Raw genomic sequence first — 13,176 nt, 5'->3', positions numbered from 1 at the left:
GAACTGCGGAACCTATCCGCCGAAGCGGCTTCCGAACAGCTTCGGATCGGCCAATGGAGGGAGGCCGGTAATGTCCAGCCATTCCTCGCTGCGGGCAGCGAGCTTGCGATAGATGTTGCGGACCAGGGCCCGCGCCTCTTCACCGGGCCAATCCTGGGGAAGAAGTGCTGTGGGCAGACCGGGATCGCGCAAGACGATGCGCCGCCAGTCATGGATCAGCAGCGTTCTGGCCGCCATGGCATCGACGGGCCGTTTCAAGCCAGTCTCGGAGAGGGCGTCGGCGAAAGGACGGTAATCCTCGATCAGGCTCGCATAGGCGCTGGCGATTTCTTCTGACGGCCAAAGCGTGCGCAACATCTCGGGATGCTCGGCGCTGGTGCCATGAATGAGAAGGATTTCGGCAAGCAGAGCATCGTCGCGATCATTCAACTCCAGCGTTCGCGGCAGAAGATGCACGCTGTTTGCAATTTTCAGGAAGCCGCGTTCGGCAAGGGCTTCCGCGCCGCCATTGTCCATGCCCGGCGGCAGGACGGCAACGGTCCAGGAGCCGTCCCAGGCGGGCGGAGCTGCAGCATAGATGCGCCGCGTGGCAAGGTCGAAGGCGTGCCTGCCGCGATTGTCGAGCGAGAAGAAGGAGTTGCGGCCGCGCCGCTCGCGCACCACCCAGCCATCGCCGGCAAGGCGCGAGAGCGCCGTGCGCAAGGCGCCGGCTTCCACGCCGAGGCGGGCCATCACGTCCTGCAGGCCAGAAAGAGGGGCTTCTCCGCCGCGCGGCACGACTGCATCGCCAAACAGCGTGATGACCAGCGACCAGACGCGCAGGCGTCCACGCTGGTGCAGCCGCTCTATGAGGGCGGAAAGGGCGTTGTCTGCCGGGTCATTGGGCGCATCCATGGCAACGACATGCCACGGGAGCGGGGGCGGGGCAAGATGTCAGGCGAGTGCACGCACACCGTTCACCAGAAGCTCGGTGGCGAGCTTCGCATAGTCGCCCCTGCTCAGGCTGCCGCCTTCTCGAAACCACATGTAGAACCAGTTGAGCATGCCGAACAGGCTCATCGTCACGGGTTTGAGCAGGGGCCTGCCTTCGAAGGCGGAGGGATTTATCTGCCGCACGGCCTCGGCAAAGACCAGGACGAGCCGGCGTTCAAGCGCCTTCAATTCGTCCTGTTGTTCCTCGGGCAGGAGCTTCAGGCCCGAAAGCTGCACCCGATGTTCGTTGTCGGCATCGCGATAGGCTTCCAGCAATGCGATGACCAGCCTTTCGAGCCGTGTTTCGGGCGGAGCAGCCGGATCATCTGCCTCTTCCACCGTTTCCACGAGATCTTGCAGATGGGCGGCAATGATGTCGTAGAGCAGGGCCTCCTTGGAGGCATAATAATGATAGAGAAGCGCCTTGGAGACACCCAGTTCCCCCGCCAGTTGCGACATGGATGCGCGGTCGTAGCCGTCGCGGGCAAAGATGCTCGCCGCGCCATGCAGGATGGCGTCGCGTTTGTCATCATAGTCCTTGGCGCGTGTGCGGGCCATCAGAGCGCTCCCGCCGACATATCCATCTGAAACATCAACCCTTCTGCCGGTTATCGAGAATGCGCACGGCCTTGCCCTGGCTGCGGGCGACGCCGCCGGGCTCGGTCGCGTTGATGCGCACGGTGACACCGACGATGTCCTTGATCCGCTCGCCAAGCTTGCGGCAGGCGCTGATGCGCAATTCCTGATCGATGTCGGCGGAGACGAGCTCCACATGCACGGTCATGGCATCCATGCGGCCTTCGCGTGTGAGTTCGATCTGGAAATGCGGCGCCAGGCCCGCCACGGTCAGAATCTGTTCCTCGATCTGTGTGGGAAACACATTGACGCCACGCAGGATCATCATATCGTCGGAGCGGCCCGTGATCTTTTCCATTCGCCGCATCGTGCGCGCTGTGCCTGGAAGCAGGCGCGTCAGGTCGCGCGTGCGATAGCGGATGATCGGGAGGGCTTCCTTGGTGAGCGATGTGAAAACCAGCTCGCCCTTCTCACCTTCGGGCAGGACTTCGCCGGTCTCAGGATCGATGATCTCGGGGTAGAAATGGTCTTCCCAGATATGCAGGCCATCCTTCGATTCAACGCATTCATTGGCGACGCCGGGGCCCATGACTTCCGAAAGCCCGTAAATGTCCACCGCATGCATGTCGAAGGCATCCTCGATCTCGGCGCGCATTGCGTTGGTCCAGGGTTCGGCGCCGAAGATGCCGACCTGAAGCGGGCTCTTGCGCGGGTCAAGGCCCTGGGCACGGTATTCGTCGAGTATCGACAGCATATAGGAAGGCGTGACCATGATGGTCTGGGCACCGAAATCCTCGATCAGCGTGACCTGACGCGCCGTCATGCCGCCGGAGGCCGGCACCACCGTTGCGCCAAGGCGTTCTGCGCCATAATGGGCGCCGAGCCCGCCGGTGAAGAGCCCATAGCCATAGGCCACATGCACCACATCACCCGGCCGCGTGCCGGAAGCGCGTATGGAACGGGCCATGACATCCGCCCAGGTGTCGATGTCCTTTTGCGTGTAGCCGACCACGGTCGGCTTGCCAGTGGTGCCGGAGGAGGCATGGATGCGCACCACTTTGTCGCGGGGAACGGCGAACATGCCGAAGGGATAATTGTCGCGCAGGTCCGTCTTTACGGTGAAGGGGAACTTCGAGAGGTCGGAGAGCTGCTTCAGATCGTCGGGATGAACACCGGCGGCATCGAAGCTCTTCTTGTAATGGGGCACGTTTTCATAAGCGTGCTTCAGCGACCATTTGAGACGCACAAGCTGGAGTGCGGCGATCTCGTCACGCGAGGCGATTTCGATCGGGTCCAGCTCTTCCTTCCTCGGTGTCAGATCCTTCATGTTTTCCTCCCGAAACCTCTGTCCGCCCTCAGGCGTTTTCCTCGAAATGCTTGCCCTGGATGACGCGGGAGTTGCCCCGGAATTCGGCAATCAGCTTGCCGTCCTGATCGCATACGCGCACATCGTAAATGCCGGAACGGCCGAAGCGGGCCACTTCGCGCGCTTCGGCCGTCAGGCGGTCGCCTGACTTGCCCGGGGCGACGAATGTGATGGAGTTCTGCTGCGCCACGACAATCTGGTTGTAGGAATTGCAGGCAAACGCGAAGGCAGAGTCGGCGAGCGTGAAGATGAATCCGCCATGGCAGATGTCGTGCCCGTTCGTGTGATGTTTCTCGACCGTCATCGACATGGTGGCCGTGCCCGGCCCAATGGCGACGAGCTTGCAGCCAAGCCATTGGGATGCATCGTCGCGTGCCCACATGGCCTGCGCGCAGCGCTCGGCCGTCTCCTGTGGAGACAGTTGCATTTGTGACATTTAGGCTCCTCCCAACGTCACCGGCCAATTCCACTGGCTGAGGCCGATGAACGAAAGCAGACTTGCATAAACCGACTGGTCGGTCAATAATACTATGAGGAACGGGGCGGGTCTATTCCGCATCGCTCCAGGGAGGATGAGAACGATGATTGCGGCAAACCTGCCTGCGGGCAATTCCGCTTTGGATGAGGCGGCGCTTGCGGATGCCTTCGAGCTGACGGCGCTGCCGCCGGGTTTCGTGAAGGATCCCTTTCCCACCTATCATGCGCTTTTGGAGCATCGCCCCCTGAAGCGCTTCAGGGACGGGTCGGTGATGCTTTCGCGCTATGCGGATCTCGACCGGGTCTACCGGGACACGAAAACCTTTTCATCCGACAAGAAGGCGGAGTTCCTGCCGAAATTCGGGCAGACCCCGCTTTACGAGCACCACACGACAAGCCTCGTGTTCAACGACCCGCCGCTGCACACGCGGGTCCGCAAGATCATGATGGGTGCGTTGACGCCAAGGGCGCTCGCCGCCCTGGAACCGGGCCTTGTGAACCTTGTCGATGGCCTTCTCGATCGGATGGAAGAAAAGGGCGAGGTCGACCTGATCGAGGATTTCGCAGCGGCGATCCCCATCGAGGTGATCGGCAATCTGTTCGATATTCCCCATGAGGAGCGCGAGCCTTTGCGAGACTGGTCGCTTGCCATTCTTGGCGCGCTGGAACCAGTCCTGAGCGAGGAGCAGCACCGGCGCGGCAATACCTCCGTGAGCGATTTCAAGGCTTTCCTCAAGGACATTGCAGACGACAGGCGGCGCAATCCTGGCGATCCGGCAACCGATGTCCTGACACGGCTCATCAACGGCAATGAAGGGGAGGAGCTCTCCGAAGTGGAGCTTCTGCAGAACTGCATCTTCATCCTCAATGCGGGCCATGAAACCACAACCAACCTGATAGGCAATGCGCTTTACGAACTGCAAGGCTGGCAGGAGGAGAAAGGCCGGCTCGAAACCGATCCCGAGCTTATCGGAACGGCTGTGGATGAATTCCTGCGCTTTCAAAGTCCCAATCAGCTCGGCAACCGTATGGCGGTGGAGCCTGTCGAGTTTCATGGGGAGACGGTGGAGCCGGGAACGCCGATCCATCTGTGCATTGGCGCGGCCAATCGCGATCCGCGTCAATTTCCCGATCCCGACCGGCTCGATCTGTCGCGCAAGCCCAACAAGCATCTGGCCTTTGCCGGCGGCCCGCATCTTTGCGCCGGTTTCTCGCTGGCGCGAATGGAGGGACGGATCGGCATTTCGCACTTTCTGAAGCGTTTTCCCGATTATCGACTGACCGGTGCGGCCGAACGCACGGGCCGTGTCCGTTTTCGCGGATTTTCGCATGTCCCGGCGCGGGTTCGCTGACACCCGACGCCACGCTTTTCAAAAGGAGCCCCCATGTCCGTCATTTCGCTGAACAGCTATTCGCTGGGCCGATGGATACCCCCTTCAGGTGAGCGGCAGGGGCTCAAAAGCGCCGTAAGCGGGCAGGTGGTGGCCGAGATCGGTTCTGCCGCGCTCGATTTCGCCGGGATGGCCGACTACGCCCGGCGTGTCGGCGGTCCAGCCCTGCGCAAGATGACCTTCCACGATCGGGCCTTCGCCCTTAAGGCGCTTGCGCAATATCTGAACGAGCGGCGCGAGGCGCTCTACGAGCTTTCCTACGAGACCGGCGCAACCAAGCCCGATTCCATGATCGATATCGATGGGGGCATCGGCACGCTTTTCGTCTATTCCTCCAAGGCGCGGCGGGAACTCCCCGACGATCGCATCCTGACGGACGGGGCGCTTGAACAGCTGTCGCGTTCCGGCCAGTTCGTCGGGCAGCATGTGGCGACGCCGCTGCAGGGTGTGGCGGTACATATCAACGCCTTCAATTTCCCCGTCTGGGGCATGCTTGAAAAGCTTGCGCCGACGCTGATTGCCGGCGTGCCGGCCATCGTCAAGCCGGCTTCGGCCACCGCCTGGGTGGCGGAAGCCTGTTTTCGCATGGTCGTGGAATCGGGGCTTTTGCCGGAAGGCGCTGTGCAGTTCATCGCGGGATCGACGGGCGATCTGCTCGACAGGTTGAGCGGTCAGGATGTTGTGTCGTTCACGGGTTCGGCGGCCACGGCCGCGATGCTCAAGGGCAAGAGCGCGGTCATCGAGAAATCCGTGCGCTTCATCGCCGAACAGGATTCGCTCAACGCCTCGGTTCTTGGACCGGATGCCGCTCCCGGCACGCCTGAGTTTGAAGCTTTCATCAAGGAAGTGCATCGCGAGATGACGGCCAAGGCCGGGCAGAAATGCACGGCCATCCGCCGCATCATCGTCCCGCAGGAAAGCCGTGCGGCGGTGATCGACGCACTCGTGGCACGGCTTGAGAGGACGGTGATCGGCAATCCGCGCGACGAGACCGTGCGCATGGGGGCGCTGGCAAGCCTTGCCCAGCGTTCAGACGTTCTGGAGAAGGCTTCCATTCTCGGAACCGAGGCAAAGCGGATTTATGGCGACCCTGAGAATTTCCGCGTCGAGGGGGCTGATGCGGGTGAGGGCGCCTTTGTGCCGCCAATGCTCTTTTCGTGTGAAGATCTGGATGCGGCGCAGGCCGTTCACGCGGTCGAGGCCTTCGGGCCGGTGTCGACCGTGATGGCCTATCGCGATCTTCCGCATGCGCTGGCGCTTGCCAATCGCGGCGAGGGCTCGCTTGTCGCTTCCGTCTTCACGCATGATCCGGCGGTTGCACGGCAGGCCGTGCTCGATGCCGGCGCCTTCCATGGCCGTCTCTATTTCGCCAATCGCGACACGGGCAAGGAGGCGACGGGCCATGGCTCGCCATTGCCGCATATGGTGCATGGAGGGCCGGGCCGGGCCGGCGGCGGCGAGGAAATGGGCGGCATGCGCGGCGTCATGCATTACATGCAGCGTACCGCCATCCAGGGCAGTCCCGATATCATCGCAGGCATTACGCAACGCTATGTTGCCGGCGCTTCCACTTTCGAGGCGGAACCGCACCCTTTCCGGCTTGCCTTTGGCGAACTTGCGCCCGGGCGCACCCTATGGACCGCCGAACGTACGGTGACGCTCGAGGATATCGAGCATTTCGCCACGTTCACGGGTGATACATTCTATGCCCATATGGATGAGGAAGCGGCGGCGGCAAACCCGTTCTTTCCGGGCCGCGTGGCGCATGGCTATCTGATTTTGTCCTTTGCCGCGGGCCTTTTCGTGGAACCGGCACCGGGGCCGGTGCTTGCCAATTACGGGCTCGACAATCTGCGTTTCATGAAGCCGGTTTCGCCCGGCGACAGCCTGAAGGTACGCCTTACGGTGAAGCAGAAATCCCGCCGCAACGACGAGTACGGCGAGGTGCGCTGGGATGTCGGCGTCTACAATGGCGAGGGCGAACAGGTGGCTGCCTACGAGCTGCTCACCATGAATGCGATGTAGTTCACACGCGGGCGTTTTTCGCGATCCCTCCTCGCCCCACCGCACGCTTCCTGAGTTTGGCTAGGAGTGAAATGCGGGGAATAGGGGAAGGCTCGGCTCAAAAATAGAAGAGGGCGGTTTCCCGCCCTCTGTCATCGGCTGAAACGATCCTGCGCGATCATTTCAACTTGTCTGTCACCGCATGCGTGAACGCGCCTTCGGGTTTCTTGGTGATGACCGGATCGGACCCTGCCTGAAGCAGTGTGTCGACAGTCTGCTGGTAGGACGCCTCGTCGAGCGCCGGGCCGTCGCCGAGCAGTTTGGCGATTTCCTCCATCATGCGCTTCTGGTGTTTTTCGGTCTGGGCACCCGTCGCATCGTTGTCGAGCACGATCAGAGCTGCATCGCCGGGATTTTCCTTGGCCCATTGCCAGCCCTTCATGGAGGCCTTCACGAAGCGCGCCATCTTGTCGACGAAAGCGGGGTCTTCGAGCTTGTCCTCGAGCGCGTAAAGCCCGTCTTCCAGAGTGGCCACGCCTTCGTCCGTATAGTTGAAGACAACAATGTCGTCCTGGGAAAGCCCGGCATCGATCACCTGCCAATATTCGTTGTAGGTCATGGCGGTGATGCAATCGGCCTGCTTCTGAAGCAGCGGATCGACGTTGAAGCCGATTTTCTGGATGGTCACGCCCTCGGCCGAGCCATCGCGTGGCAGGTTGAGCTTCGAGAGCCAGTTATAGAGCGGATATTCATTGCCGAAGAACCAGGTGCCCAGCGTCTTGCCCTTGAAGTCTTCGGGCTTCGTGATGCCGGTTTCCTTGCGGCAGACCATGGTCAGGCCCGAACGTGCGAAGGGCTGGGCGATGTTGACCACGGGCACGCCTTTTTCACGCGCGGCAAGAGCCGAAGGCAGCCAGTCGACCATCACATCCGCCCCACCGCCGGCAAGCACCTGAACGGGAGCGACATCGGGTCCGCCGGGCTTGATGTCGACGTTCAGGCCTTCTTCCTCGTAGAAGCCCTTGTCCTTGGCGACATAGTAGCCGGCGAACTGAGCCTGGGTCACCCATTTCAACTGCAGGGTCAGGTCGTCAGCGGCCATCGCCTGCGAAACGGCAAGCATGAACGCGCCGGAGACTATGCCTTTCACTACCTTTTTCATCGTGCTTCCCTCTGTGGTTGAGGCCGTTCTGCGCCGGCCTTGGTTATGCACTCCGCATGGACGGATGCCAGAACGTTACGGCGCGCTCGATGAGCGCCACCAATCCATAGAACAGCGAACCTGCAAGGGCCGCAACGGCGATTTCGGCCCACACCATGTCGATGTTCATGCGCCCCACTTCGGTGGAGATGCGAAAGCCCATGCCGACGATGGGCGTGCCGAAGAATTCGGCCACGATTGCGCCGATCAAGGCCAGTGTGGAGTTGATCTTGAGCGCATTGAAGATGAAGGGAGCTGCCGCCGGCAGGCGCAGCTTGAACAGCGTTTGCCAGTAGGACGAGGCGTAGGTGCGCATCAGGTCGCGGTCAATCGCGCTGGAGGCCGCAAGGCCCTGCACCGTGTTCACCAGCATGGGAAAGAAGGTCATGATGATGACGACGGCGGCCTTGGAGGGCCAGTCGAAACCGAACCACATGACCATGATGGGCGCCACGCCGATGATCGGCAGGGCGGAAACGAAATTGCCGAGCGGCAGGAGACCGCGCTGGAGGAAGGGCGAGCGGTCGATGGCAATCGCCGTCAGGAAGCCCGCGCCGCATCCAAGCGCATAGCCGATCAGCACCGCCTTCAGGAATGTCTGCTGGAAATCCGCCCAGAGCGTTGGAACGGAGCTTGCGATCCTCTCCCAGATGACGCTGGGCGGGGTCAGGAGCACGGGCGAAATGTTGAAGCCGCGTACCATGCCCTCCCAGAGGATCAGAAGAGTGACGCCGAAAATCGCCGGTACGAGAATGCCGAGCAGACGGCGGGCGGAAGAGGAGCGCGGCGAAAGCCGGACAAGCCATTCGTTCAGCGCCCAGGCGGCGGCCCAGAAGAGCAAGGCTGCGATCAGGGGCCACCAGTTCATGATCTTTCTCCCTCTCGGGTTCCCATGCGGGCCATGACGATGCGCTGGCCAATGCCGATGATACCGACAAGAACCGCGGCGAGGGCAGCCGCCATGAAGAGCGCCGACCAGATCTGCACCGTCTGGCCGTAATAGGAGCCGGCAAGAAGCCGCGCCCCGAGGCCGGAAACGGCGCCGGTGGGCAATTCGCCGACGATGGCGCCGACGAGCGCGATGGCGACTGCCACCTTCATGGAGGTGAACAGATAGGGGAGGGCCGCAGGCCAGCGCAGTTTCCAGAAGGTCTGCGTGCCGCTCGCATTATAGGTGCGCATCAGATCGAGCTGGATGACTTCCGGGCTGCGGAAACCCTTCACCATGCCGACCACGACGGGGAAGAAGGAGAGATAGGTGGAAATCAGTGCTTTGGGCAAAAGCCCCGAGAGACCTATGGCGTTCAGGACCACGATGATCATGGGTGCAATTGCCAGGATCGGGATCGTCTGGCTGGCAATGACCCAGGGCATGACGGATTTGTCCATCGCCCGGTTGTGAACGATGCCGATGGCGAGCAGAACGCCCAGCGCCGTGCCTATGACGAAGCCAAGCAGCGTGGACGAGAGCGTTATCCAGGCATGGTAGATGAGGCTGCGCTTCGACGTGATGCGGGTTCCGATCGTCGTTTTCCAGATTTCCGCCATGACCTGATGGGGAGCGGGCAGCACTGGCCGCTCCTGAGCCATCGTATCGCCGACGAGATCGGCAGCAGTCCATTCGCTGCCGGCACGCTGATAGGCGTCGATCTGCCAGGGGGCGTTCAGGTAAACCGTGAAGGCGTACCAGATCAGGATGATTGCGCTCAAAACGATCAGGATCGGTAGTGTCCTGCCGACGGCCGCGCGGCGCAGGAAACCAGGTTGCGAACCGGAAACTGCGAGGCTGACCGCGCTCATTTTCGCGCCTCGCAGCCGGGCTCGCTGTAATCCTGGAAAGGCAGGGGGTGGCGGGGCGTCAAACCACGCCGATCAACGGCAACCGATGGGTTTCTGCGCTGTGTCCCGAAATCAATCATCGCTGTGTCCTGCTCTCAGTCCTTCACGGACGCGATGGGCGATCTGGAGAAACTCCGGTGTTTCGCGGATGTCGAGCGGACGTTCCCTGGGAAGTGGGGATTCGATCACATCCGTCACTCGGCCCGGGCGCGGTGACATGACGATGATCCGGGTCGACAGATAGACCGCCTCGGGAATGGAATGGGTCACGAAGCCAATGGTTTTGCCAGTGCGCGCCCAAAGGTCCAGAAGCTGCTCGTTCAGATGATCGCGTACGATCTCATCGAGCGCGCCGAAAGGTTCATCCATCAGGAGCAGGTCTGCGTCGAAGGCGAGCGCGCGGGCGATGGACGCACGCTGCTGCATGCCGCCTGAAAGCTGCCAGGGGAATTTTTTCTCGAAACCGGCGAGATTGACGAGATCGAGCGTGCGGAAGACGCGCTCTTTCTGTTCAGCCCTGGAATAGCCCATGATTTCGAGCGGCAAGGCGACATTCTGTTCGATTGTGCGCCAGGGGAAAAGGCCGGCCGCCTGGAAAACGTAGCCATAGGCCCGCTTGCGGCGGGCTTCGGCCGGCGTCATGCCGTTGACCCGGATATCGCCCTCCGTCGGCTGCTCCAGATCGGCGATCACCCTCAAAAAGGTGGTCTTGCCGCAGCCGGAGGGGCCGATGAAGGAGACGAACTCGCCCTTTCCGATAACAAGATCGACGTTGGAAAGCGCCTGAACGGGCCCGTCATTGGTCTCGAAGGTCAGGCCGAGGCCGCGGGCTTCGACGACGGTTTCGCCCGAGGCTTTCGATGATGCTTCCTGGGACGCTTCCTGGCGGATGGCTGGGTTGGCGTTCACGTGGTCCATGCCTCCTCAAACGCCGCTTGCCGGGATGCCCGAGCGCTCGACCTTGCGGGGCGCGGTAATCTCCTTCCATTGCGAAAGGGCTTTGTTGACCGACATGTGCGGCTTGCGGCCCACGAATTGGCCATGGCCGGGTTTGGGCTTCACTTCGCCGTCCTCCACCACGATCTCGCCGCGCGACAGAACGGTTTTCGGCAACCCTTTTACCTCGATCCCCTCGAACACGTTGTAATCGATGGCCGATTGCTGGTTTCCGGCGGAGATCGTTTTCGTGGCCTCAGGGTCCCAGATGACGATATCGGCATCGGCCCCTTCCACGATCGCTCCCTTTTGCGGATACATGTTCAGGATCTTGGCGATATTGGTGGAGGTGACGGCCACGAATTCGTTCATGGTCAACCGTCCGGTATTGACGCCATAGGTCCACAGGACCGGCATGCGGTCTTCAAGCCCACCCGTGCCGTTGGGGATTTTGGTGAAATCGCCCACGCCATAGCGCTTCTGCTCGGTGGTGAAGGCGCAATGGTCGGTCGCCACGCATTGCAGCGAGCCTGCCTGCAGGCCTGCCCACAGCGAATCCTGATGCAATTTGTTGCGGAAGGGCGGGCTCATGACCCTTCGTGCGGCATGGTCCCAGTCGGGGTTCGAATATTCGCTTTCGTCCAGAACCAGGTGCTGGATCAAAGGCTCGCCGAAGACGCGCATGCCTTTCTGGCGTGCCCGGCGAATGGCCTCGTGGCTCTGTTCGCAGGAGGTGTGCACCACATAGAGCGGCGTGCCCGCCATATCGGCAATCATGATGGCGCGGTTGGTGGCTTCGCCCTCCACTTCGGGCGGGCGGGAATAGGCATGGGCCTCGGGGCCGTTATTGCCTTCCTCAAGGAGTTTCGACTGAAGCTGCGCGACCACATCGCCATTCTCTGCGTGGACGAGGGGCAGGGCGCCGAGTTCGGCGCAGCGCTGGAAGGACGAATACATCTCGTCGTCATCCACCATCAGGGCGCCCTTGTAGGCCATGAAATGCTTGAAGGAGGTGATGCCTTTCTCGACCACGAGGGGCATTTCGTCGAAGACCTGCTTGTCCCACCAGGTGATGGCCATGTGGAAGGAGTAATCGCATGTCGCGCGCGTCGACTTGTTGTCCCACATGGTGATGGCTTCCAGAAGCGACTGGCCGGGTGCGGGGAGACAGAAATCCACCACCATGGTGGTGCCACCGGCAACGGCCGCGCGCGTTCCACTCTCGAAATCGTCGCTGGAATAGGTTCCCATGAAGGGCATTTCCAGATGGGTGTGAGGGTCGATGCCTCCGGGCATCACATAGCAGCCCGTGGCGTCGATCTCGTGATCGCCGTGGAGGTCGTTGCCGATGGCGACGATCTTTCCGTGCTGGACAAGCACATCCGCCTGCCAGGTCCGGTCAGCCGTGACGATGGTTCCGTTTCTGATCACCTTGGACATCAATTTCCCCTGCTGCGTTTTGTTCGTCGCTTGGTATTGTTGCAAGCATCGGCACTGCCGCTGCCGGCGCAAGGACGGTCTCCTTCCGGACCCTGCGCTGCATTCTCTTGGTGCGCCACCGCCGCACATCCGTCAGGAGCTCGTCGAGCGTCCCGTAGACGGGAACGACGATGGCGAATTCGGCCGGCTTCAATTCGCGCGAAGGCATGCAGGCGGCTTCCACCCGCTGCTGATAATCGGCCGGCGCCCATATGCGGGCAAATTCCAGGAACTGGCCGATCACCGCCTCGCGCAGAGCGTCGATGCGCTCGTAATTGGCGCGGAAAATCGCGAAGGCCGTATAGAGCGCCGTCAGCAGCGACAGGCCGATGATAACGGCCAGTATGCTCATATCGCCGGTGTAGCGCCCGGTGAGCACGGCGTAGAGCCAGGCGCCCAGCGAAAACACGATGAATGTCTTGGATATCCGAAATGCGGTGGACACACCGTCGATCTCGTCGAGATAGCCGGCCTCCGTGGTCTTCTCGATCTCGCGCAGCTTTTTCTTGAACTCGTAGAGGCGCTGGTTCTCTTCGTCTGTGTGCTCTTCGCCGCGCGCTTCGCGCAGGATATCGAAGGCGGTCAGCGTCACATCGTCGATCGCCTTCCAGCCGGAGAGCGGGACGATGGCGGGCGGCAGATAGGCTCCGATACGGTTAAAGACCACGTAGAGGAGGTGAATGCTCGTCAAGAAAAGAAAGAAGATGAGAAGAAGGGCGAAATCGGAGACACCGAGCACGTCGAAGATGGTCTGGTAGTTCTGCACCACCTCGTTCAAAAGATCCGCATTGGGCAGGAAACCTTCCGTGGTGCTGCCGATGTCGGTGAAGCCCGAGACGATGTAGAAAACCACGCCGGAAACGACCAGCCTCGACGTCATGAAGTTCGAGAACCGGATTACGCTTTGAAGCAGGCCTTCTACATCCATCGGCGCC

12 protein-coding genes are annotated in these 13,176 nt (G+C 61.4%); 2 read left to right on the top strand and 10 right to left on the bottom strand.

The features are described 5' to 3' along the window. Positions 1–12: 12 nt before the first annotated feature. From NA8A_RS05510 to paaI, 4 genes are read right to left on the bottom strand one after another with little or no spacing between them, the layout of a single operon-like run. Positions 13–894: a PaaX family transcriptional regulator gene (locus tag NA8A_RS05510; protein WP_009449650.1), complete on the bottom strand. Its 882-nt coding sequence runs from the start codon at positions 892–894 to the stop codon at positions 13–15. A gap of 39 nt (positions 895–933) precedes the next feature. Beyond that, on the bottom strand, positions 934–1,530 hold the full coding sequence (locus tag NA8A_RS05505) for a TetR/AcrR family transcriptional regulator (protein ID WP_009449649.1): 597 nt from the start codon (positions 1,528–1,530) through the stop codon (positions 934–936). 34 nt (positions 1,531–1,564) lie between these two features. Further along, entirely contained in the window at positions 1,565–2,875 is a 1,311-nt protein-coding gene (paaK, locus tag NA8A_RS05500; protein WP_009449648.1) for a phenylacetate--CoA ligase PaaK, read from the bottom strand. A gap of 28 nt (positions 2,876–2,903) precedes the next feature. Next, positions 2,904–3,341, bottom strand: coding sequence for a hydroxyphenylacetyl-CoA thioesterase PaaI (gene paaI / locus NA8A_RS05495; protein WP_009449647.1), 438 nt, complete (start codon positions 3,339–3,341; stop codon positions 2,904–2,906). A gap of 154 nt (positions 3,342–3,495) precedes the next feature. Between paaI and NA8A_RS05490 the strand changes: the two genes are divergently transcribed. Both NA8A_RS05490 and paaZ read left to right on the top strand, forming a co-directional pair. Further along, positions 3,496–4,743: a cytochrome P450 gene (locus NA8A_RS05490; RefSeq protein WP_009449646.1), complete on the top strand. Its 1,248-nt coding sequence runs from the start codon at positions 3,496–3,498 to the stop codon at positions 4,741–4,743. Positions 4,744–4,776: 33 nt separating this feature from the next. Then, positions 4,777–6,807: a phenylacetic acid degradation bifunctional protein PaaZ gene (paaZ, locus tag NA8A_RS05485; RefSeq protein WP_009449645.1), complete on the top strand. Its 2,031-nt coding sequence runs from the start codon at positions 4,777–4,779 to the stop codon at positions 6,805–6,807. Between the two features lie 157 nt (positions 6,808–6,964). On the opposite strand, the gene NA8A_RS05480 is transcribed toward paaZ, so the two are convergent. From NA8A_RS05480 to NA8A_RS05455, 6 genes are all read right to left on the bottom strand, one after another. Further along, on the bottom strand, positions 6,965–7,948 hold the full coding sequence (locus NA8A_RS05480; protein ID WP_009449644.1) for an ABC transporter substrate-binding protein: 984 nt from the start codon (positions 7,946–7,948) through the stop codon (positions 6,965–6,967). 43 nt (positions 7,949–7,991) lie between these two features. Continuing rightward, positions 7,992–8,855, bottom strand: a complete 864-nt coding sequence (locus NA8A_RS05475) for an ABC transporter permease (RefSeq protein WP_009449643.1) — start codon at positions 8,853–8,855, stop codon at positions 7,992–7,994. Next, positions 8,852–9,787: an ABC transporter permease gene (locus NA8A_RS05470; protein ID WP_009449642.1), complete on the bottom strand. Its 936-nt coding sequence runs from the start codon at positions 9,785–9,787 to the stop codon at positions 8,852–8,854. The genes NA8A_RS05475 and NA8A_RS05470 overlap by 4 nt, the downstream gene beginning before the upstream one ends. 111 nt (positions 9,788–9,898) lie before the next feature. Continuing rightward, positions 9,899–10,744 carry an ABC transporter ATP-binding protein gene (locus tag NA8A_RS05465; protein ID WP_009449641.1) on the bottom strand — a complete coding sequence of 282 codons (846 nt, stop codon included), beginning with the start codon at positions 10,742–10,744 and terminating at the stop codon, positions 9,899–9,901. Between the two features lie 6 nt (positions 10,745–10,750). Further along, the gene (gene hydA / locus NA8A_RS05460) at positions 10,751–12,202 is read right to left on the bottom strand and encodes a dihydropyrimidinase (protein WP_009449640.1); all 1,452 of its coding nucleotides are present in this window, start codon (positions 12,200–12,202) and stop codon (positions 10,751–10,753) included. Further along, on the bottom strand, positions 12,162–13,169 hold the full coding sequence (locus tag NA8A_RS05455) for a hypothetical protein (protein WP_009449639.1): 1,008 nt from the start codon (positions 13,167–13,169) through the stop codon (positions 12,162–12,164). The genes hydA and NA8A_RS05455 overlap by 41 nt, the downstream gene beginning before the upstream one ends. Positions 13,170–13,176: the final 7 nt, after the last annotated feature.

The organism is Nitratireductor indicus C115, assembly GCF_000300515.1.
Lineage (GTDB): Bacteria > Pseudomonadota > Alphaproteobacteria > Rhizobiales > Rhizobiaceae > Nitratireductor > Nitratireductor indicus.
The sequence above is the reverse complement of the archived record's forward strand: the minus strand, read 5'-3'. Positions and strand labels throughout refer to the sequence as shown.

What these genes read in the sequence shown, in the direction of transcription:
- NA8A_RS05510 (WP_009449650.1), bottom strand. Translation starts at nt 894, where the DNA reads ATGGATGCGCCCAATGACCCGGCAGACAACGCCCTTTCCGCCCTCATA.
- NA8A_RS05505 (WP_009449649.1), bottom strand. Translation starts at nt 1,530, where the DNA reads ATGGCCCGCACACGCGCCAAGGACTATGATGACAAACGCGACGCCATC.
- paaK (WP_009449648.1), bottom strand. Translation starts at nt 2,875, where the DNA reads ATGAAGGATCTGACACCGAGGAAGGAAGAGCTGGACCCGATCGAAATC.
- paaI (WP_009449647.1), bottom strand. Translation starts at nt 3,341, where the DNA reads ATGCAACTGTCTCCACAGGAGACGGCCGAGCGCTGCGCGCAGGCCATG.
- NA8A_RS05490 (WP_009449646.1), top strand. Translation starts at nt 3,496, where the DNA reads ATGATTGCGGCAAACCTGCCTGCGGGCAATTCCGCTTTGGATGAGGCG.
- paaZ (WP_009449645.1), top strand. Translation starts at nt 4,777, where the DNA reads ATGTCCGTCATTTCGCTGAACAGCTATTCGCTGGGCCGATGGATACCC.
- NA8A_RS05480 (WP_009449644.1), bottom strand. Translation starts at nt 7,948, where the DNA reads ATGAAAAAGGTAGTGAAAGGCATAGTCTCCGGCGCGTTCATGCTTGCC.
- NA8A_RS05475 (WP_009449643.1), bottom strand. Translation starts at nt 8,855, where the DNA reads ATGAACTGGTGGCCCCTGATCGCAGCCTTGCTCTTCTGGGCCGCCGCC.
- NA8A_RS05470 (WP_009449642.1), bottom strand. Translation starts at nt 9,787, where the DNA reads ATGAGCGCGGTCAGCCTCGCAGTTTCCGGTTCGCAACCTGGTTTCCTG.
- NA8A_RS05465 (WP_009449641.1), bottom strand. Translation starts at nt 10,744, where the DNA reads ATGGACCACGTGAACGCCAACCCAGCCATCCGCCAGGAAGCGTCCCAG.
- hydA (WP_009449640.1), bottom strand. Translation starts at nt 12,202, where the DNA reads ATGTCCAAGGTGATCAGAAACGGAACCATCGTCACGGCTGACCGGACC.
- NA8A_RS05455 (WP_009449639.1), bottom strand. Translation starts at nt 13,169, where the DNA reads ATGGATGTAGAAGGCCTGCTTCAAAGCGTAATCCGGTTCTCGAACTTC.